The sequence below is a fragment of the Aeromonas sp. AE23HZ002T15 genome (assembly GCF_054165525.2).
Map to the genome: position 1 here is coordinate 4,548,921 of NZ_CM201342.1, position 21,063 is coordinate 4,569,983.

A 21,063-nucleotide genomic window follows, 5' to 3' on the forward strand; every position below is an offset into this window, starting at 1 on the left:
GCGGATCCTTGGTGAAGTCAATGTGTAGCAATTTTAACCATGTGGACAGCATAGTACTGATGGACTCGTCAGCCCCCATGGAATGGGGGCTTGCAATCCTGTTAAATGTGATTGAAAACACTTTCATAACGGCTAAAAAAAGCGAATATGGGATGAAAACAGCAGCAACCAGGCCGAGGTATTTATGCAACTAGAACCCGTCAACACAGCCAAAGCACGGCAACTATTGAATCAGAGTATGGCCCTGGTGCTCGCGGGGGGACGCGGCAGCCGCCTGAAGCAGCTGACCGACAACCGCGCCAAGCCGGCGGTCCACTTTGGCGGCAAGTTCCGCATCATCGATTTCGTGCTCTCCAACTGCATCAACTCCGGCATTCGCCGGGTGGGTGTGGTCACCCAGTACAAGTCCCACAGCCTGCTGCGCCACCTGCAATCGGGCTGGTCCTTCCTGCGCTACCAGATGAACGAGTTCATCGACCTCCTGCCCGCCCAGCAACGGGTGGACGAGGTGCACTGGTATCGCGGCACCGCCGATGCCATCTACCAGAACGTCGACATCATCCGTGACTACGGCCCCAAGTACATCGTCGTGCTGGCGGGGGATCACATCTACAAGATGGACTATGCCGCCATGCTGCTGGATCACGTGCGCCTCGGCGCCAAGGTGACGGTGGCCTGCATCGAGGTGCCGCGCTGTGAAGCCTCCGCCTTCGGGGTGATGGACATCGACGAGCAGCGCAAGATCCGCGCCTTCGTGGAAAAACCTGCCAATCCGCCCGCCATGCCGGGGCGCGACGATCTCTCCCTCGCCTCCATGGGGATCTACATCTTCGAGGCGGAGTATCTCTATCAGCTGCTGGAAGAGGACATCCACAACCAGGAGTCCAAGCACGACTTCGGCATGGACGTGATCCCGCGCATCGTGGGGGAGGGCAAGGCGTTCGCCCACCCCTTCAGCATGTCGTGCGTGGGGGCCAAGGAGGGGGTGAAACCCTACTGGCGCGACGTGGGGACCCTGGATTCGTTCTGGGAGGCGAACATGGATCTCGCCTCCGTGGTGCCCGAACTCGACATCTATGACGAGAACTGGCCCATCTGGACCAGCCAGAACATGGCGCCTCCCGCCAAGTTCGTGCAGGACAGAAACGGCCAGCACGGCATGACCATCAACTCCATGTTCGCCGGCGGCTCCATCGTCAGCGGCTCCTTCGTGCTGAACTCTGTGCTCTTCACCAATGTGCGGGTGCACTCCTTCTGCACCCTGGATCAGGCGATCATCTTCCCCGGGGTCGAGATCGGAGCCGGTTGCCGGTTGCGCCGGGTGGTGGTGGACAAGGGCTGCAAGCTGCCGGACGGCCTGGTGGTGGGGGAGAACGCGGACGAGGATAGCCGCCGCTTCTATCGCTCCGAGCAGGGCATAGTGCTGGTGACCAAGGAGATGCTGGCCAAGCTGAAGTGATGGTCTGAAAGGTCAAACAGAAAGGGAGCCGCAAGGGCTCCCTTTTTCATGGGTCAGCGACTGACCCGGTTGCGGATGGTTTATTCGCTCACGACGGCCTTGCCGGCCATCACCATGGCGGTACCGTGCTTGCCACCGGCGGCGGTCACCTGCTGCACGCCGTCTTCGTCGGTGTCATGGCCGGCGCCCTCGATGACGTTCTCACCGGAGTCGCCGATCCACTCGGCCATCTGCATGCCGCCGTTGACGGTGCCGCGGAACCAGCTGACGTAACGCTGGGTCAGCTGGGCCAGTTCCAGCTCGGGGGCCTTCTCGCTGCCTTCGTTGCGCAGGTTCAGCATGGCGGAGCGCAGGGCGCCGGAGATGGCGGCCTGGGTCCAGGGGGTGTATTCACCCTGCTTGCCCGTGAGCCAGGTACCGGCCTTGGTGTTGAAGAAGGCCTTGTCGGTGGCGATGAACAGCTCGCGCGCGGCAGTGCGGTACTTGGCGTCCGAGGTGGCCAGGAAGGCCGCGGTCAGACCGCGGATGGCGGCGAACTGGGTCTCGATGGACTGACCCGCATCAGCTGATCCGCCGAACGTCATGCCGTCATGCAGCAGACCGTTCTTGCCCTTGAGTTGGGCGAGCAGGAAGTCGGCCTGTTTGCGGATGAGTGCGAGAGCCTGCTGGCCCTGGGCGGTCTTGAGGTTCAGCTCGCCGTTGTCACCGGCGGCGTAGCCGACCGGCAGCGCATCCTGGGCGCGCTGGAAGATCTGCAGGGCGACCAGGCTGTAAGCGGCGTCGAAGGTCGTGACGTGCTTGCCTTGCTTGCCAGCCTGCCAGCTGTCCACCAGGGTACCGGCCTTGGCATCGAAGTGCAGGGCATTGAGGTTCTTGAACACCATGCCGGAGAGGTTCAGGGCCAGGGAGAAGGCATCATCCCCTGCCACCAGCTTGGCGGCATCGGCCCCCTTGTTGGCGGTCGGCGCGGCGGCGAAGGGGGTGCCGTCGAACACGGCGTGGAAGGCCGGGTTCTGGTTGGTGTTGGCGCTGCGCTGATCGCTGAAGGCGTAGAACTCGGACAGGGGCCAGAGCATCATCCAGGCGTCGCGCAACTGGGCGGAGCCATCCACCACCTCCAGCTTGCCGATGGCTCCCACCTCGTTCTTGGTGGTCTCGGTGACCTTCACCTGATGGGGGAAGTAGACCACGCCCTTGGCGGGATCGTATTGCGGGCTTATCTTGGCGCCGAGCTGCTTGCCATCATAGCCGAGCTGGCCCTGCAGTATGGCCAGCTTGTCGATGGACTGTTCGGTCAGCATCATGCCGTTGAAGCCGTCGGCCGCGGAGACGCCGAGCTTGTGCTTGCCATCCTGATCCATGGTGGCGGAGGCTGCTTCGACCTCTTCGTCGCTCTCGGCCACATGCATGCCGCCGAGGAAGTCCTGAGACCACATCACTTCCTTGAGCAGGATACCGCCAACGGCGGCCGGGTTCAGCAAGTTGTCACTGCCGCTCCAGCGCAGGGTGGTGTAGTCGCGGAAGTAGGCGGGAACCTGGGTCTTGACGGATTTCTCGACGCCCTTGGCGGTCTTGATGGTGACCTGATCGCCGTTGACCGGGGTGGTATTCACGGCCTGGGCGAACTCGGGATTGGCGGAGGCGTAGGGCAGGGAGAGGGGATACATGCCCTGCGGTACTTCATCGGCCGGGAAGCCGACCGCCTCGGCCATGGCCAGCACGCGCTTGCCAAGGTCTGCCATTGTGCCGCCACGGGCCAGGTTCTGCGGCCCGTTCACCAGATGCGGGCCCATGCCTGACTGGTAGTTCAGGGCGTACATGGCCTCTTCGGAATACTCATAGGATTCGATGCCGGCGGCGAAGTCGAAGGGGGTCGGCTCGTCGGCGCGGTTGGCATCCAGCACGTCCAGATCCAGGCCGAGGGCCTCGGCAAGGGGTTCGCCGGAGAGCTCGAATTCGGTGTAGGCCAGCATGCTGGCGGCGGTGTTGAAGGTCTTGTCCTCGACCTTGACGGCGGCGTGCGCGGCGCCGCCGATCAGTGCACAGGCGATCGCCTGCACCAGTACGGTTTTTCTCATGTCCTTTTCACCCATATGTTTGATTTTATTATGACGCTTCTCAAAATCTAAATGAGAATGGTGTGCATTATGGGGCAAAGGGAGGGGCTTGAGAAGAGAAAAGCCGCGCCTGGGTTGCAGGGGAGAGGGAAGGCGCGGCGATGAGTATTACATCAATTTGAAGGGGATCACCAGGCGCCCCGGCTCCACCTTGAGGGCCTCGACCTTCTCCTTGATCCTGGCCTCGTTCGCACGGCTGCCATCGAGTCGATAGACCGGCGTCTGAGAGAGGAAGAGGGAGAGGGACTGGTTGAAGGTGGGCAGCAAGGGGGTGAGGGCGGCGCCCACGTCGGCAGGCTCCGTCTTGACCGAGATGAGCTCGAGATCCCGCAGATAGATGGCGCCCTGATCCGCCACATAGTCCGGGCGGGCACTCAGGGAGAGGCGTACCTTCATCTGCTGGCTGCCGAGGGGGCTCGCCACCTGCAGATCCCCGGCGGCATCCAGTTCAACCCGGTCGGCGCGGCTGCGGCCGATGCGGCTGGTGAGATCGTCCAGGCTGATCCGGCTCGACATGATCCCCGGGATGCCGATCTCCTTCTGGAAGGCGATCTTGTCTTTGAGGTACTGGTTGATCTCGCTCTCGCTGACGCTGTACTGGGTCAGGGAGGAGCAGGCCGCGAGCAGCAGGGCAAAGGGGAGCAATAACAGGCGCTTGAGCATGAAAGGTTTCCATCAGCAGGGCGATAACGGGTGATGGCGCCATCTTAGGGGCAAAGCGGCAAGACCGCCAGTCCGGCCCCGGGATCCTGTTTTTGTCGCATCCCCCATATGGGGATAGCAATCCCTGGCCATTCGAGTAACCCGCGTGAGGCCCATCACGCCAGGCCAGTGCTGGCCTGAAGCCGCCAATATCCACAAACAGACTCCAGTTTTACCGCCCAAAAATCCCCTTGACCGGGCTCTTTCGGGACGAGTATTTTACCGCCGCTCAAAAGCAATTGATAACGATTATCATTTTGACTCATGTTTGAGGGTGTAGCGTGAATACTCTAGTAATGGAAGATGGTGCGCCAGCCGAGGCCGGATCCCCGCCCGATTTCTTGTTTACCTCGAGTCAGGGCTGCATTCGCGCCTTTGATCTCGGCCAACCCATCAGCACCCCCGCCTGTGAATGGTCCCTGCTCGAGCGGCAGATAGTGCAGGCCCTGGCAGCGGCGCAGGCCGCCGGCCAGCAAAATCCGCTGCTCATCGGGGCCTTTGCCTTCGACCCCGCCGAAGCCTCCTGTCTCTATGTCCCCGGCCGCTACGAGCGGGGGGAGCGAAATGCCCCGGCGACCAGCCTCCCAGAGCACAATCAGGTGATCTCGGTGCAGAGCACTCCCGCGGCCGCCCAGTTCAAGGCCTCGGTGAGCTCGGCTCTCGATGCATTCGCACAGGGCCGGCTCTCCAAGGTGGTGCTGTCGCGCAAACTCTCCCTGCAACTGAGCAGGCCGGCGGATCCCGAGCAGGTGCTGGCACGCCTGATGACCCAGAATCCCAATGCCTTCCACTTCTCCCTGCCGCTCGGCCAGGGTCGTCGCCTGCTCGGCGCCAGCCCAGAGTTGTTGCTGCGGGTGAGCGCGGGAGAGGTCTTCACCCATCCCCTGGCGGGGTCTGCCAAGCGTGGCAGCGAGCCGGCGCAGGATGAGGCGGTGGCCCGGGCGCTCCTGGCGTCGAGCAAGGATCAGCACGAACACCGCCTGGTGATCGACGAGATCCGTCGGGTGCTGGCCCCCCACTGCCGGGAGCTGGCCATCCCGACCGAGCCCTCCCTGATGAGCACGGATACCCTCTGGCATCTGGGCACCCCCATCGCGGGTCAGCTGCACGGGGAGCAGGCGTCCGTGTTGTCCCTGGCCTGCCAGCTGCATCCCACCCCGGCCCTGTGCGGCTATCCCACGGATCTGGCCCGCCAGTTCATCCGCGAGCAGGAGCCCTTCAGACGCGCCCTGTTCAGCGGCATCGTCGGTTGGTGCGACAGCCAGGGCAACGGAGAGTGGGCCGTGGTGATCCGCTGTGGCGTGCTGGACGGCCATCACGTTGAGCTGTTTGCCGGTGCCGGCATAGTCGCGGGCTCGGATCCTGCCATGGAGTGGGCCGAGACCGGCACCAAGCTCGGCACCATGCTCAAGGCCCTGGGGCTTGGCACCGAGGTGGCCCTATGACGACTCACAACCACTTCCTGCCCTACACCCGCTGGCCAGAGGCGCTGGCAGCGTCCTACCGCGCCAAGGGTTACTGGCGCGGCGAGCCTTTGACCGCCATGCTGACCCGCCAGTGCACGCTGGCGCCCGAGGCCACGGCCGTCATCTGCGGCGAGCGCAGCTTCACCTATGGGGAGCTGGATGCGGGCTCGACCCGGCTGGCGGCGCGCCTCGCCCGCCAGGGTTTCCAGGTCGGCGACACCGCCCTGGTGCAGCTGCCGAATGTGGCCGAGTTCTACCTTGTGTTCTTCGCCCTGCTCAAAGTCGGCATAGCGCCGGTCAACGCCCTGTTCAGTCACAACCGGCTGGAGCTATCCTCCTATGCCGAGCAGATCAAGCCTCGCCTCTTTATCGGCTCGCTGGCTCACCCTCTGTTCGAGACAGGGGGCCGCGAGAGCGAGCTGCTGACACAGATCGGTGCCGAACTGGTGCTGCTGGATGGAGACGCGGGTGAGCTGGGTCTGAGCCATTGGCTTGGGGAGCTGGATGTCGATGGCGCAGCATCTCCCGCCTTTGGCCCGAGCCCTGTGGACGAGGTGGCCTTCTTCCAGCTCTCCGGCGGCAGCACGGGTACCCCCAAACTGATCCCCCGTACCCACGACGACTACCTGTACAGCGTGCGCAGAAGCGTTGATCTCTGTGAGCTCGGCCCCCATACCCGTTATCTGTGCGCCCTGCCGGCCCCCCACAACTTCCCCCTGAGCTCCCCCGGTGCCCTCGGCGTGTTCGAGGCCGGCGGCGCCGTGGTGCTGGCGCAAGACCCCAGCCCCATCAGCTGCTTCCCGCTGATCGCGCGCCACCAGGTCAACCTCTGCTCCCTGGTGCCGCCAGCTGTCTCCCTCTGGCTACAGGCCGCCGAGGCCGATCCGTCCGTGCGGGCTCAGCTTTCGAGCCTCTCGCTGCTGCAGGTTGGCGGTGCCAAGCTCGGTGAAGCGGTGGCCAGAAGGATAGAACCCCTGCTCGGCTGCCGCCTGCAGCAGGTGTTTGGCATGGCGGAAGGCCTGGTGAACTACACCCGACTGGATGATTCGGATGAGAAGATCATCCACACCCAGGGCCGCCCCATGAGCCCGGACGACGAGGTGCGGGTGCTGGACGAGGAGGGCAACCCGGTTGCCCCCGGTCAGCCCGGCGCCCTGCACACCCGCGGCCCCTATACCTTCCGCGGCTACTACCAGAGCCCGGCTCACAACGCCCGGGTGTTCGATGCCGATGGCTTCTATTGCTCGGGCGATCTGGTGGTACAGGATGCAGACGGCTACCTCACCGTGGTGGGGCGCCAGAAGGATCAGATCAACCGGGGCGGCGAGAAGATAGCGGCGGAGGAGGTGGAAAACCAGCTGCTGCACCATCCGGCCATCACCCAGGTGGCTCTGGTCTCCATGCCGGACAGCACCATGGGGGAGAAGAGCTGCGCCTTCATCGTCGCCACCGAGCCCGGCCTCAAGGCGCTGGCCCTGCGCAAGTTTCTGCGCTCCCGCGGCGTGGCGGAGTTCAAGCTGCCGGATCGCTTCGAGATCCTCGACGCCCTCCCCATGACGGCGGTGGGCAAGATAGACAAGCAGGGACTGCGCGCCCGTATCGCGCAATCCCTCGCAGGCGACAGCCTGCCGATGACAACAGTTTAAAACTAAAAGGAATCATGACGTTATGGCTATCCCAACCCTGAACAACTACGCCATGCCCAGCCAATGGAAGGACAACAAGGTCAGCTGGCCCCTGGATCCCAAGCGCGCCGCCCTGCTCATTCACGACATGCAGGAGTACTTCACCGCGTTTTATGGCGAGAACAGCCCGCTGATCGCCGCTCTGACCGAGCATCTGGTGGCGGTGCGCCGTCACTGCAAGGCCCTCGGCATCCCCGTCTTCTACACGGCCCAGCCCAAGGATCAGGCCCCCGAAGATAGAGCCCTGCTCAACGACATGTGGGGCCCGGGCCTGAACAAGAGCCCCGAGCTGCAACAGGTGGTCGCCCCCCTGCGCCCCGAGAGCGACGACGTGGTGCTGGTCAAGTGGCGCTACAGCGCCTTCCAGCGCTCCGAATTTGAGCAACTGCTGAAAGAGCAGGGACGGGATCAACTGATCATCGGCGGCATCTACGGCCACATCGGCTGCATGATGACCGCCTGCGACGCCTTCATGCGCGACATCCAGCCCTTCTTCCTGGCGGACGGGGTGGCGGACTTCTCCCTGGCCGATCACCAGATGGCGCTGGACTATGTGGCGACCCGCTGCGGCAAGGTGATCCCCTGCGAAGAGGTGCTGGCCATGGCGCCGGTAGCCAAGGCCGAAGGGCAGAACCCCTTGTTGACGTATGAGGGGCTCAAGGCCCGGCTGCTGAGCCACATCGACGAGGACGAAGAAGAGTTCGACGCGGACGAGAACCTCATCGACTATGGCCTCGACTCGGTACGCATCATGGCCCTGCTCACCGAGTGGCGCGCCGCCGGGGTGGAGCTTGGCTTCGTGGATCTCGCCAAGAAGCCGACCCTGAACGGCTGGTGGCGTCTCATCGAACAGAAACTGGCCGAGCAAAAGACCCTGGAGGTGGCGCAATGAGCCGCTTCCCACTGACCATTCCCCAGCAGGGGCTCTGGTCCGGTCATCTGCTCAACGACGACAAGGCGATGTTCAACACCGCCGAGTGCATCGCCTTCGATGGCAAGGTGGACGGTGCCGTGCTGGCCGCGGCCCTCGCCCAAGCGGTGGGGGAGTGCGAGGCCCTGCAGGGGCACTTCGAGGACAATGGCGATGAGGTCTGCTTCGTCAGCCACGCCCTGGCCCCCGTCTATGGCGAGATAACCCTGACGCGCGGTGACGAGGCAGAGGCCCGCGCCTGGGCCTGGGCGGATCTGCGCCGCCCGTTCGAGCTGACCACGGAATCCCCCTGCCGCTTCGCCCTGCTCCGCGGCACCGACCGGGATTATCTCTACAGCTGCGTGCACCACATCGCCCTCGACGGCTTCGGCACCACCCTGCTGTTCCAGCGCATCGCCGAGCTCTATGGGGAAGGGTTGGAGGGGGCCATGACCTCGCCATCCCCGTTCGGCCTGCTGGACGAGGTGTTGGCCGAGGAGCTGGCCCGGGAGGAGAGCGGCAAGAACGCCACCGCCCGTGCCTTCTGGCAGGAGCAGCTGCAAGACTGGCCAGAGGTGAAATCCTTCAGCGAGTCCCGCGCCCCCATCGCCGCCGAATTTATCCGTGAGAGCCGCCCGCTGCCGGCGGCGCTCTGGCAATCCCTGGTGGGCTTTGCCGATGACAACAAGCTGAGCTGGCCGGATCTGCTGCTGGCCGGTCTCTCGGCCCAGCTGGCGCTGGCGAGCGGTCAGGAGAAGACCCTGCTTGGCCTGATGATGATGAATCGCATCGGCTCTGCGTCGCTCACCGTGCCCTGCATGCAGATGAACATCACCCCGCTGGCCTTCGAGCTCGGTGAGGAGATGAGCCTGGCGGTCGCCGCCGGCGCCGTGGCCAAGGCCAAGCGCGGGGTGCGCAAGCATCAGCATTATCGCTACGAGCTGCTGCGCCGCGACCTCGGCCTGGTGGGAGGTGACAAGCGCCTGTTTGGCCCCCTGGTCAACATCATGCCGTTCGACCACGCCCGCCGCTTCGGGCCGCTATCTGCCCATATCCTCAACATCAGTGCCGGCCCGGTGGAAGATCTCACCATCGAAGTGCAGGTGGGAGCAGATGGCCAGCCGAGGCTGGATCTGGATGCCAACCCTGGCTGCTATCAGACCGCGGATCTGGCGCGCATCGCCGACACCCTGTTCACTCTGCTGGGACGCTGGCTCGCCGAGCCAACCCTGACCCTGGGCACACTCAAGGCCGACTGGCTCGCAGAGCAGCGTGCCAGGGCCCTGATCACCGGGCCGGCCCATGAAGTGATCAACGTGCGCCCCGTGCTGGATGCCCTCTGTCACTTCGCGGCCCAGACCCCGGACAAGATAGCGCTGGAGCAGGGGGAGGCCCGCTTCAGCTACGAGGCGCTGCTGACCCGCGCCGAGCAGATGGCTGCGGCCCTGCAAGGGGCTGGCGTGCAGCCCGGCGAGCGGGTCGGGGTCATGCTCGCACGCTCCCCCCAGGCCATCTTCGCCCAACTGGCGGTACTGCTGGCGGGCGCCGTCTATGTCCCCCTCGATCCCGAGCAGCCCCTGGAGCGTCAGGGCCATATACTGCGCATCGGTGAGGTCAAGACCCTCATCACCCAGGCGGAGTATCGCCACAAGCTGGCCAGCCTGTTTGAGGGCCGCACCCTGCTGGCCGGGGATCTGGTGAGCGGGGATCGCCTCTGCCAGCCGGCCAATGGCAGCGCGGTCGCCTACCTGATGTTCACCTCCGGCTCGACCGGCCTGCCCAAGGGGGTCGCGGTCAGCCACGGCGCCTTGGATCACTTCGCCGCCGCCGCCCGCTGCCGCTATCACCTGGACGAGGAGGCGCGCATGCTGCAATTTGCCCCCTTCAACTTCGACGCCAGCATAGAGGAGGTGTTCGCCACCCTGAGCGGCGGTGCGACCCTGGTGCTGCGCACCGACGCCCTGCTCGAATCCATGCCGACCTTCGCGGCCGGGGTGGAAGAGATGGGGATCACCCACCTGGACCTGCCCACCGCCTTCTGGAACGAGTGGGTGGTGTCCCTCGGCGCCGGCCAGGCCCACATCCCGGCCAACCTGGCCACCGTCATCATAGGCGGTGAAGCCGTCTACCCTGAGCAGCTGGCCCAGTGGCAGCGCCAGGGCCGCTCTGATGTGCGCCTGTTCAACACCTATGGCCCCACCGAGACGACTGTCGTGGTCACCACTCAGGAGCTGCAGGGCGAGGATCCCGCCCAGGCCCAGCTGCCCATCGGTCTGCCGCTGCCCGGCATGCAGGCGCTGATCCTGGGGGCGGGGGAGCAACCCGCCGAGGAAGGGGAGCTGGTGCTGCTCGGCCCGCAACTCGCCAACGGTTATGTCGGCGGCGTGCAGGGTACCTTCGGCACCCTGCGTGTCGGCGCTGAGATCCTGCCCGTCTATCGCACCGGCGATCGGGTGCGCTGGGTTTCCGGTCGCCTGGTCTACCTCGGCCGCCGTGACAACGAGTTCAAGATCAGTGGCTATCGCATCCAGCCCGGCGAGGTGGAGGCCCAGCTGCTGGCCCTGCCCGGAGTGGATGAGGCCTGCGTGCAGGGGATCAGCCAGGGCAGTGTGCGCCGGCTGGTGGCCTTCGTGGCCGGCCCCGAGCGCGACAGCCGGGTCATCAAGGCTCAGCTCGCCAAGGTACTGCCCGCCGCCATGATCCCCACCGACTATCGCCACTATGATCAGCTGCCCCGCACCGGCTCCAACAAGCTGGATCGCAAGGGTCTGCTGGCCCAGTACCAGGCGGGCGGTGAAGCCCTGACGCTGGGCAGCGAGACAGAGAACCGGGTCGGTGCCATCTGGCAGCAGATCCTGGGGCTGGCCACCATGGGGCCGGCGGACAACTTCTTCGAGCTGGGGGGCCAGTCCCTGCAGACCATCCAGATAGTGAACCGGCTCGGCGCCGAGTTCGGGGTGCAGGTCAAGGTCTCCGATGTCTTCGATCACCCGCGCCTCGACGACTTCTGCCGCTTCCTCGACGGCAAGCTGACCGAGGATGAAGAGAGCGTGGAGATGGTGTGGTGATGAAGGGCGAACAGATGATGAATATAGATTTCAGTGGCAAGCGGGTCTGGGTGACCGGCGCCGGCCGTGGCATAGGGCGCGAGGTGGCCGAGCAGTTCGTGGCCGCCGGCGCCTCCGTGGTGGGGCTGGATCTGGCCTTCTCCTATGAGGATTACCCCTTCGCCACCCGGGTGCTCGACATTCGTGACTCGGGGGCGGTCAATGCCTGCTGCGCGCAACTGCTGGCAGATGGCGGGCTGGACGTGCTGGTGAACGGAGCCGGGGTCTTGCGCCTCGGCCCTACCGAAACCCTGAGCGATGCCGACTGGGACGACTGCCTCGCGGTCAACGCCAGCGGCGTCTTCTACCTGCTGCGGGCCCTGGTGCCCCACTTCAAGGCGCAGCAGAGTGGCGCCATCGTCACCATTGGCTCCAACGCCGCTCATGTGCCGCGCATGCAGATGGCGGCCTACTGCGCCTCCAAGGCGGCGGTCACCAGCCTGACCCAGACGGTGGGGCTGGAGCTGGCCCCCTTCGGGGTGCGGGTCAACCTGGTGTCGCCGGGTTCGACGGATACCGAGATGCTGCGCGGCATGCTGCCCGATGAAGGGGCCATGGCCCGCACCATCCAGGGGCTGCCAGATCAGTTCAAGCTCGGCATTCCGCTTAACAAGATTGCGACGGCGCAAGAGATAGCCCACACGGTCCTCTTCCTGGCCTCGGATCTGGCCAGCCACATCACACTGCAGGATCTGGTCGTCGACGGCGGCGCCACCCTGAGCGCCTGAGGGCTCAAAGACAGATGAACAATATGATCACGCTGCTCAAGCAGCTGGAACGTCAGGGAGTGAAACTGGCCCTGAACGACAAGGGGCAGCTCATCTCCCAGTCGAGCAAGGAGGCGGTGACCCCCGCCATCGGCGCCCAAATCAAGGCTCACAAGGATGAGCTGGTGCGCTGTCTGGCCGCCCGCGCGGCCTTCGAGGCGCCCATCGCGGTTTCTGAGGAGGCCAAGCGCACCCTGCAGGGACCGCTCTCCTCCTCCCAGAGCGGGCTCTGGTTTATCGAGCAATACGAAGAGGCCTCCCACCTCTACAACATGCCGGTCTACTTCCGGGTGCGCGGCGAGCTGGATACGGCCGCCCTGGAGTTTGCCTTCGATCACCTGTTTGCCCGCCATCCCAGCATGCGCACCCGCTTCGTCAAGGACGAGGCGGGCAGGGGGGCCCAGGAGATCCTGCCCCATGTCCCGTTCAAGCTGCAGATTGAGGATATGAGCTCGGCTCCCCAGGCCGAGCGCGAGGCCTATGTGGCCCGCCGGGTGCGCGAAGAGATAGGGCGCCCCTTCTCGCTGACGAAAGGGGATCTCAGCCGGGTCAACCTTATCCGGTTGGGGACTCATGAACATGTGCTGCTGATCACCCAGCACCACATCATCTCCGACGGCTGGTCGGTCAAGAACATGTTCGCGGACTTGAAGCGCGCGTTTCTCGCCCATCAGAACCGGGAACCCCTGCTGGTGGCCGAGTTGCCGCTCAACTATCTGGACTACGCCCACTGGTTCAACTCCCCGCGTTTTCTCGACTATCACGCCGAGTTCAAGCCGTTCTGGGTGGACCGCCTGGGGGGCAGCCCAGAGGTGCACGGCCTGCCGCTCGACAAGCCTCGCCCCGCCCATCAGGGCAGCGGCGGCGAGCTGGTCTTCTCCACCATAGACAACGATCTGTGGGACAGCTTCAAGCGCCTGTGCCAGCGTCACAGCACCTCGAACTTCATCGGTCTGCACGCCCTGTTCGCCCTGCTGATGGTGCGCCAGAGCGATGAGAAGGAGGTGGTCATCGGCACCCCGCTCGCCTACCGAGAGCGCCACGAGATTGAGTCTCTGGTGGGCTTCTTCGTCAACACCCTGGTGCTGCGCACCCGGCTGGAAGGGCGACCGAGCTTCGTCGATTACCTGCAGCAGTGCCGGGAGGAGGATCTGGCAGCCTTTGACCATCAGCTCTATCGCTTCGAAGCGCTGGCCGAGGCCATTGGGGCGGATCGCACCACCGCCATCAACCCCATCTTCCAGATCATGCTGGTCTATCAGGCCAAGGTGGATTTCAACGATCTCATCCCCGGCTGCGAGCTGGTGGAGGAGACCTCCCCCGTGCTGCCCGCCAAGACAGACATCTCGGTCAAGGTAACCGAGCTGATGGACTCGGTGCGGGTGGACTGGCTGTTCGCCACCGCCCTGTTCGAGCGAGAGACCATCCAGTCTTACGCCGATCGCCTGCTGCACCTGATGCGCGCCGTGGTGGCGGCCCCCGAGACCGACATCTGGCAACTGCCCCTGGAAGCGGGCATGGACGACGCAGCTCTGGGGTTGGAGCTTGCGAGCCTGCCCATCGACTACCCGAGCCGCGACACTCTGCTCTGCCATATCGAGCGTCGCGTCCTGGCCCACCCCACTGCGTTGGCTGTGAGCGATGACAAGCATGTGCTCAGCTATGGGGAGCTGGAGGCCGAGGCCAACCGGCTCGCCCACTGGCTGCTGACCCAGGGCGTGACCCCGGGTGCCGCCATCGGCCTGCAGGCCAAGCGGGAGTCGGCCTTCGTCATCGGCCTCTTGGCCTGCTGGAAGGTGGGGGCAGCCTATGTGCCGCTCGACCCCGCCTATCCCGCCGAGCGGCTGGCCCACATCCTCGGCGATGCGGCCATTGGCCTGGTGCTGGGGGGCGAGCCGGACGCACGCCTTGGCGACGCGCTGGCGGGCACGGGTGCCCAGTACTACAACCTGCACCAGCTGGCGCTGGATGAGATGCCAACCAGCGTCCCCGCCGTTTTCCGCGATGCTGCCATGCTGGCCCAGATCATCTACACCTCGGGCTCCACAGGTTTGCCCAAGGGGGTCATGGTGGAGCAGGGCAGCCTGGTCAACCTGATGGCGGATCACGGGGCGCGCGTCGCCCTTGATCACGATGGCGCCATGTTCAACTGCATGTCCCTCTCGTTCGATGCGGGCAACATGACCACCCTGCTGCCCCTTTACTGCGGTGCCGCCCTGCACTTCGGCGAGCCGGGGGAGGGGGTGATCGCCGCCGCCATGGCCAAAGGCGCCAGTCATATGATCCTGCCGACGGCCCTGCTGGCGAACCTGCTGCCACCGGCGGATCTCGGTTCCCTGAAGGCCATCGGTTTTGGTGGCGAGGCCTGTCCCAGCTCCCTGGTGGAGCGTTGGGGCAACCGGGTCGCGCTCTACAACATGTATGGCCCGACCGAGTGCACAGTGACCGCGCTCTGCGCGCGCCTGCGTCCGGGTGAGCCCATCACCATAGGCCAGCCCATCGACAACCTGAAGGCGGTGATCCTGGACGAGGCGGGCAACCCCTGCCCTGTGGGGGTGCCCGGCGAGCTCTGCCTGACCGGTCTCGGCCTCGCCCGTGGTTACCTCAACCTGCCGGATCGCACCCAAGAAGCCTTTATCGAGCGCACCCTGGTCAGTGGCGCGGGCACCCGTGTTCATCGCCTCTATCGCACCGGGGACAGGGCCCTCAGGCGCCGTGACGGCAACCTCAGCTACCTGGGACGCATCGACGAGCAGATAAAGCTCAGGGGTTATCGCATCGAGCCCGGCGAGATAGAGACCCAGATTGCCGCCATTGAACCTGCCATCCGCCAGATCAAGGTGGTGGTGCAAGAGGGTCGATTGCTGGCCTATGCCTGCCTGCAAGCCGGCGCGACCGAGCCGGACGCCGAGGCCTTGCTGCAACGGGCCGGCGAGTGCCTGCCCGAATACATGGTGCCGGTGCGCCTCTGCTGGTTGCCCGAGATGCCGCTCACCCCCAACGGCAAGCTGGACCTGCGCCGCCTGCCCGCCATCAGCTGGCAGGAGAGCAAGGGCGAGCCGCAAAACGAGCTGGAGCAGACTGTGCTCGCCATCTGGCAGGCGGTACTCAAGCAGCCCCTCGGGGTGGAGGATGACTTCTTCCGCTTAGGCGGAGACTCCATCCTCAGCATCCAGCTCACCACCCGCTTGCGAGACGCCGGCCTGCATTGCAGCGTGAAGGATGTGTTCGAGGCCAAGACGGTGCGCCGTCTGTGCCGCCAGCTCGGTCAGCAGCAGGCGGTCAGCCACCAGACGGAGCAAGGGATCCTGGAAGGGGAATTCCCCCTGCATCCGATCCAGCGCTGGTTCTTCGAGCAGGGCTTTGCCAAGTCCGGTCACTGGAACCAGGGTGTAATACTGCGTCTGCCAGCAGGGGTTGACGACGAGGCCCTGATGGGCTGGATGCGCACCCTGCTCGCCCACCACGATGCCCTGCGTTTGGCGGTCACCCCGACCGGTCAGCGCTATCTGGCCGAGCTGGCGCTGCCGCCCCTGCATCGGCTGGATGCGGCCACGCTGGATGAGGCCGAGTTGCAGGCTTGCCTGACCCAGTGGCAGGGGGACTTTGCCCCCGAGCAGGGCCAGACCCTGGCCTGGGCACGGCTTCGCAACCTCACGAGCGAGGCGGATGCCGAGCCCGTGGAGGGGCTCTTTATCGCCTTCCATCACTTGGTCATCGACGCCGTCTCCTGGCGCATTTTGGCCGAGGATCTGGTCCGTCTAGCCGAGGGCCGTGCCTTGCCCGCCAAGGGCAGCAGCTACCGCCAATGGGGAGAGGGGCTGGCCGCCTACGCGACCCGCGAAGCGGCCCAGCTGGCGTTCTGGCTGGGGCAGGGGGAGGGCAGCGAGCAAGGCTTGCTGCAGGCCCAGCGCGCCCCCGATGGCCGCGCCGCCGCCAGCCTGCTGCGCCTGGATGAGCAGATCACCGCCCGCCTCATCGATGAGGCCAACCAGGCCCACCTGACCCAGGTGCCGGATCTGCTGCTGACGGCCCTGACCCGTACCCTGAGCGAACTCGGTTACGGCGCCAAGCAGTGCGTGATGCTGGAAGGGCACGGCCGTGAGGCCATCGATGCGCAGCTGGATGTGAGCCGCACCCTCGGCTGGTTCACCAGCACCTATCCCCTGGCGCTGGCCAATAACCCGTCCTGGAGCGATCTTGTCTGCGATACCAAGGAGCGGCTGCGGGCCGTGCCGGACAAGGGGGTGGGCTTCAACGCCCTGCGCCTGCATCACCCTCGTGGTCAGGAGCTGCCTCACTCCGCCATCGTCTTCAACTATCTGGGGGTCTCCCACAGAGGCACCCCGGCCCCCTGGCAGCCCCTGCCGGTGGCGCCGGGCCAACCCTCGGCGCCACAGAACCTGCCGCGCGAGCTCATCAGCCTGCACGGCGGCGTCTACGGCGGCTGCCTCACCCTGCGCCAGGTCGGTGCCCTCAACCAGGAAGCGAGCGACGCCCTGATGGCGGCGCTGGCGGCCAATATCGAGGCCCTGGTGAACGCCTGCTGCGCGCAAGCCAAACCGCGCCGCACCCCGAGCGACTTCCCGGGGCTGGCCCTGACCCAATCCACCCTGGATGGGGTGCTGGACGCGGCAGAGGCTGGCGGCGAGGTGGAGACCCTTTTGCCCATGACCTCATTGCAGCAGAGCATGCTGCACCACAGGGTTCTGGTGCCCACGGATAGCGCCTATCACCTGCAAACCGAGATGAGCTATCGGCAGGCGCTGGACGTGGCCACGTATCGCGCCGCCTGGCAGGCCCAGCTCGCCCGCTGGCCCGTGCTCAGAGCCGGCCTCATCCTGGCGGATGGGATGGCGCTGCAACGCATCATGGCCAGGGCCGAGCTGCCCTTCCACTATGAAGACTTGTCCGGGCTTGGAGATGCCGAGGCACGGGTTCAGGTCTATCGTCAGCAGGATCTGGCCAGACCCATACCGCTGGATCAGGCTCCCCTGCTGCGCATCGCCTGCTTCAAACTGGGCCCCGATCACCACAAGGTGATCCTGAGCGCCCATCACGCCGTGCTCGATGGCTGGAGCGGCCCAGTGCTGCTGGGTTCGGTGCATCGCTGCTATCAGCAGTCAATGACGCACGCCCTGAAGCAGGGGGCCTCGCCCGAGGTGCAAGCAGACGGCGCCTGGCTCGCCTTCGGTCGCCATATCGCAAGCCAGGCCTCGGCCAGTGCCGCCTACTGGCAGGGTCGCAGGGATCTGCTGGCCAAGCCCAACGATCTGTCGGCCTTGTTCGGGGTAACTCTCGAACCCGGCCTGAGCGGACGCCTCACCCAGCAGACCCCCGAGCTGTGCGGCCAGGGTCTGGTCCCGGAGATCTCCGGACGCCTGGAGAGCCGGGCCCGCGAGCTGGGTGTCACCGCAGGCCTCTTGGCCCAGTACGCCTGGCATCGACTGCTGGCCCGTCACTGCGGCGACCCTGTGACCCTGGTGGGCAATGTGACCCCGGGCCGGGATTTCCCCATCGAGGGGATCACCCAGAGTGTGGGGCTCTATATCAACAGCCTGCCGCTGGCCCTGGATTGGCGCACCGACCTGACCCTGACGCAGCATATCGCTCAGTTGCAGGGGGACTTGCTGGCGCTCAATCAGCACGGTACCCAGTCCCTGGCGGCCCTGACCCGAGGTGGCCCGCGCCTGTTCCAGAGCCTGTTCGTGTTCGAGAACTACCCCATGCCATCGCCGCCGGCGACCCCAGAGCCCCATCAGCTGGTGCCGCAGTTTGGCGCCGTGGTGGAGAAGGTGGAGCTGCCTCTGTCCCTGGTGGTCAACGCCCGCGGCGGCCGGCTTAACCTGCGCCTCGAGTTCGATGGCGAGCAGATAGATCGGGGACGTGCGCAAGCCGTGCTGGCCCTCTGGGTCGCCGAGCTGGAGTGGCTGGCAGAGGTCAATCTGGTCCAGAGCGCCCGTCTCTCGGATGCCAAGGCGCCTGGCGCTCTGGCGGCGTCTGCGCCGGTGGCGGGCGAGGCCATGCCGACCCAAGCCATGCCGACCCAGGCAGAGGCGCGCCGACTGCTGGCCCTGTGGCAGGATCACTGCGGCCAGCATGCAAGTTGGCAGCAGAATGTGAGCGAGCTTGGCATCGATTCGGTGCAACAGCTCGCCCTGCTGGCGGCCCTCAACGAGGCGTTCGGCGCCCGCCATGGGACGCTGAGTCTGCAACGTCTCAAGGTGCAGGGCTCGCCGAGTCAGCTGTTCAACCACTGGCTGGTGCGTCTGCCCGAGGAGGTGATATGAGCACGGCGATAACCCTTAATCCACGGCAAGGGGATACCCCCCCTATTGCCCGGCAGGGCGAACAGGGACTGGGCGTTCGGCTGGCTCGCGTGTTGGGGGGGACACCGCTCGCCCCCGCCATCGCTATGAACGGCCACTGGCTGAGCTACGGGGAGCTGGACTCTCGGGTCGGCCAGATTGCCGCCAGTCTGCGTGGCCTGGGGGTAGGAGAACGAGTCGGCCTCTATCTGACCCGCACCCCTGACTTGGTGGCCAGCCTGCTCGCCTGCCTGTGCCTCGGGCTCTGTTTCGTGCCCCTCGAGCCGGATTTCCCGGTGGAGCGGCTGCAGGGCATCGCCCGCCAGGCGCGGCTCTCGGCTGTGCTCTGTGATGACGTCGAGGGCTGCCCCGAGTTTGGCTGCCCTCTGCGTCCCCTGAGTCATGTGAGTAACGAGGCTCAGGGTGGGGAGGCCTGCGCCTGGCCCCAGGTGGATGACGCCCTGGCCGCCTACATGATGTTTACCTCGGGCTCCACCGGCGAGCCCAAGGGGGTGGTCATCAGCCGTCGGGCCCTGCTCTGCTTCCTCGACGGGATCCGCGAGCGGCTCGGCCTCTCACCCAGCTGCCATTGGCTCTTTATCACCACCCCGGCCTTCGACATCTCCTTGCTGGAGATGTTGGGGCCGCTCTGGGGTGGCGGTCGGCTGACGGTGGCGGACAACGGCCACAACAAGGATCCCCTGGGGATGATGGCCCTGCTGGCGGCGGACTTTTCCATCAACTGGCTGCAGGCGACCCCCGCCTGCTGGCGCATGCTGCTCAAGGCCGGCTGGCAGGGCAGTGACAGCCTCACCGCCCTGTGCGGCGGCGAGGCGCTGGACGCAGGATTGGCCGAGCAACTGTGCGCCCGCACCCAGCGGCTCTGGAACTGCTACGGCCCGACCGAGGCCACCGTCTGGTCCCTGGTGAGCGAGGTGCGCATGCCGCTGGCCGATGGGCGCATCCGCATAGGCAACAGCCTGCCGGGCTACCGGCACTGGGTGCTGGATGGCGCGGGTCAGCCGGTGGCGGAAGGAGAGGAGGGGGAGCTTTGCATCGAGAGCCCGGCCCTGTGTGAGGGGTATTGGCGAAAGCCTGCCCTGACGGCGGCGGCCTTCCTGCGATTGGATACCCATCGCCTCTACCGCACCGGCGATCGGGTGCGCCAGCTTGGCTGCGATCAGTTCCTCTATCTCGGGCGGCGCGACGATCAGATAAAATTGCGCGGTTTTCGTATCGAGCTCGGCGAGGTGGAGGCGGGCCTTCGCCGCCAGGCCGGGGTGCAGGAGGCGGCAGTGCGACTCATCGGCGAGGGGGATGACGCCATGCTGGTGGGCTATGTGGAGGCAAAAAGCGGGATAACCCTCAACCGGCTCGCCATGCGCAAGGGCCTGCAGGCGAGCCTCCCCCACTATATGGTGCCGGCGCGGATTATTCTGCTCGATGCTCTGCCCAAGACAGGCAGTGGGAAATTGGACAGAAAGGCGTTGCCGCTGCCGGAGTGAACATCATAGACAGACCCATAAAAAGAGAAGCCCGCATGATGCGGGCTTCTTTCTATCCGTCGAGGTGGCTCACAGGTTAGCGGGTGATGGGGGCGGCGTCCGGCTTGCTCATCAACTGCTCCACGTCGCTGATCACCTGAAGAGCCGCCTGGGGGCCGCCGGTGGAGGTCCAGAGGGACCCGTCCACGGCGCCGAAGCGCTTGCCCTTGATGGCGCCGAGCTGCTGGAAGGCCGGGGTCTGCTCGGCCTGCTTCATGGCATCCACCGCATCGCCGCTGGCGCTCAGGGTACCGATCACCAACCAGTCACCGTCCAGCAAGTTGAGGGATTCCAGGCTCAGAGCCGGGGAGTGGGGAGTCCTGTCACCGATCTGGTGGGGCGGGCGGGCCAGCCCCATCTCCTGCACCACGCTACTGGCGAAGGTGCTGCCGTGCATGTAGCTCGGCCCCTTGGGGTTCCAGCGCACTATGCTCACCTGCTCGCCTTGATGCTTGGCAAGCTTGGTGCGGGCCTCCTGCAAGCGGGCATCGTATTGGGTGAGGAAAGCCTTGGCCTCGGCCTCCTTGTTCATCACCAGGGCGCTGCGCTGGAAGATGACCTTCCAGGGCTCACCCCAGTTGCCGGTGACCACGGTCGGGGCGATCTCATTGAGCAGGGTCAGCAATTCCGGTTTGGTCTGACCGGTCAGGATGAGATCCGGCTCCAGATCGATGAGCTTCTCCAGGTTCGGGTTGTCCAGATCCCCCACTATGGTGATCTCCTTGCCCGCCTTGTCCAACAGATAGCGGGGCAGGGTAGCCTGGCCGCGTCCGTTGACGGTGCCGACCGGCTGCACCCCCAGGGTCAGGGCGGTGTCCAGGTCGAGCTCGCCCAGCACGACGACGCGCTCTGGTGCATCCGGGACGGTTTGGGACTGGCCGTTGGCATCGATAACCTGGCGAGTCCCGGCCTGGGCCTGGGAACCGACCAGGCTCGCCAGCATCAGGGCGGCGGCCAGGGGGGAGGAGATCTTCATGGTTACATCCTTATGGGTGAAA

At 65.5% G+C, this 21,063-nt stretch carries 11 protein-coding genes; 8 read left to right on the forward strand and 3 right to left on the reverse strand.

The features are described from left to right. The first annotated feature begins 184 nt into the window (after nt 1–184). Complete coding sequence (gene glgC / locus ACT5M9_RS21205) at nt 185–1,459, forward strand: glucose-1-phosphate adenylyltransferase (RefSeq protein WP_457979086.1); 1,275 nt, start codon at nt 185–187, stop codon at nt 1,457–1,459. An 80-nt stretch (nt 1,460–1,539) separates the two neighbouring features. On the opposite strand, the gene ACT5M9_RS21210 is transcribed toward glgC, so the two are convergent. Then, nucleotides 1,540–3,537, reverse strand: a complete 1,998-nt coding sequence (locus ACT5M9_RS21210; RefSeq protein WP_457979085.1) for a hypothetical protein — start codon at nt 3,535–3,537, stop codon at nt 1,540–1,542. Nucleotides 3,538–3,684: 147 nt separating this feature from the next. Beyond that, nucleotides 3,685–4,239: a lipoprotein gene (locus ACT5M9_RS21215; RefSeq protein WP_457979084.1), complete on the reverse strand. Its 555-nt coding sequence runs from the start codon at nt 4,237–4,239 to the stop codon at nt 3,685–3,687. 320 nt (nt 4,240–4,559) lie between these two features. Here ACT5M9_RS21215 and ACT5M9_RS21220 point away from each other — a divergent pair, with 320 nt between their 5' ends. From ACT5M9_RS21220 to ACT5M9_RS21250, 7 genes are read left to right on the forward strand one after another with little or no spacing between them, the layout of a single operon-like run. Then, complete coding sequence (locus ACT5M9_RS21220; protein ID WP_438549534.1) at nt 4,560–5,723, forward strand: isochorismate synthase; 1,164 nt, start codon at nt 4,560–4,562, stop codon at nt 5,721–5,723. Continuing rightward, nucleotides 5,720–7,390 (forward strand): (2,3-dihydroxybenzoyl)adenylate synthase, encoded by a 1,671-nt coding sequence (locus ACT5M9_RS21225; protein ID WP_457979082.1) that lies wholly within the window; start codon nt 5,720–5,722, stop codon nt 7,388–7,390. Before ACT5M9_RS21220 ends, ACT5M9_RS21225 begins: the two co-directional genes overlap by 4 nt. A 22-nt stretch (nt 7,391–7,412) precedes the next feature. Continuing rightward, on the forward strand, nt 7,413–8,321 hold the full coding sequence (locus ACT5M9_RS21230; protein WP_457979080.1) for an isochorismatase family protein: 909 nt from the start codon (nt 7,413–7,415) through the stop codon (nt 8,319–8,321). After that, complete coding sequence (amoF, locus tag ACT5M9_RS21235; protein ID WP_457979078.1) at nt 8,318–11,407, forward strand: amonabactin biosynthesis non-ribosomal peptide synthetase AmoF; 3,090 nt, start codon at nt 8,318–8,320, stop codon at nt 11,405–11,407. The genes ACT5M9_RS21230 and amoF overlap by 4 nt, the downstream gene beginning before the upstream one ends. 17 nt (nt 11,408–11,424) lie before the next feature. Further along, nucleotides 11,425–12,174 (forward strand): 2,3-dihydro-2,3-dihydroxybenzoate dehydrogenase, encoded by a 750-nt coding sequence (gene dhbA, locus ACT5M9_RS21240; protein WP_457980574.1) that lies wholly within the window; start codon nt 11,425–11,427, stop codon nt 12,172–12,174. A 14-nt stretch (nt 12,175–12,188) separates the two neighbouring features. Further along, the gene (locus ACT5M9_RS21245; protein ID WP_457979076.1) at nt 12,189–18,503 is read left to right on the forward strand and encodes a non-ribosomal peptide synthetase; all 6,315 of its coding nucleotides are present in this window, start codon (nt 12,189–12,191) and stop codon (nt 18,501–18,503) included. Next, nucleotides 18,500–20,026 carry an amino acid adenylation domain-containing protein gene (locus ACT5M9_RS21250; protein ID WP_457979075.1) on the forward strand — a complete coding sequence of 509 codons (1,527 nt, stop codon included), beginning with the start codon at nt 18,500–18,502 and terminating at the stop codon, nt 20,024–20,026. Before ACT5M9_RS21245 ends, ACT5M9_RS21250 begins: the two co-directional genes overlap by 4 nt. A gap of 76 nt (nt 20,027–20,102) precedes the next feature. On the opposite strand, the gene ACT5M9_RS21255 is transcribed toward ACT5M9_RS21250, so the two are convergent. After that, nucleotides 20,103–21,041 carry an ABC transporter substrate-binding protein gene (locus tag ACT5M9_RS21255; protein WP_457979074.1) on the reverse strand — a complete coding sequence of 313 codons (939 nt, stop codon included), beginning with the start codon at nt 21,039–21,041 and terminating at the stop codon, nt 20,103–20,105. Between the last annotated feature and the right edge of the window lie 22 nt (nt 21,042–21,063).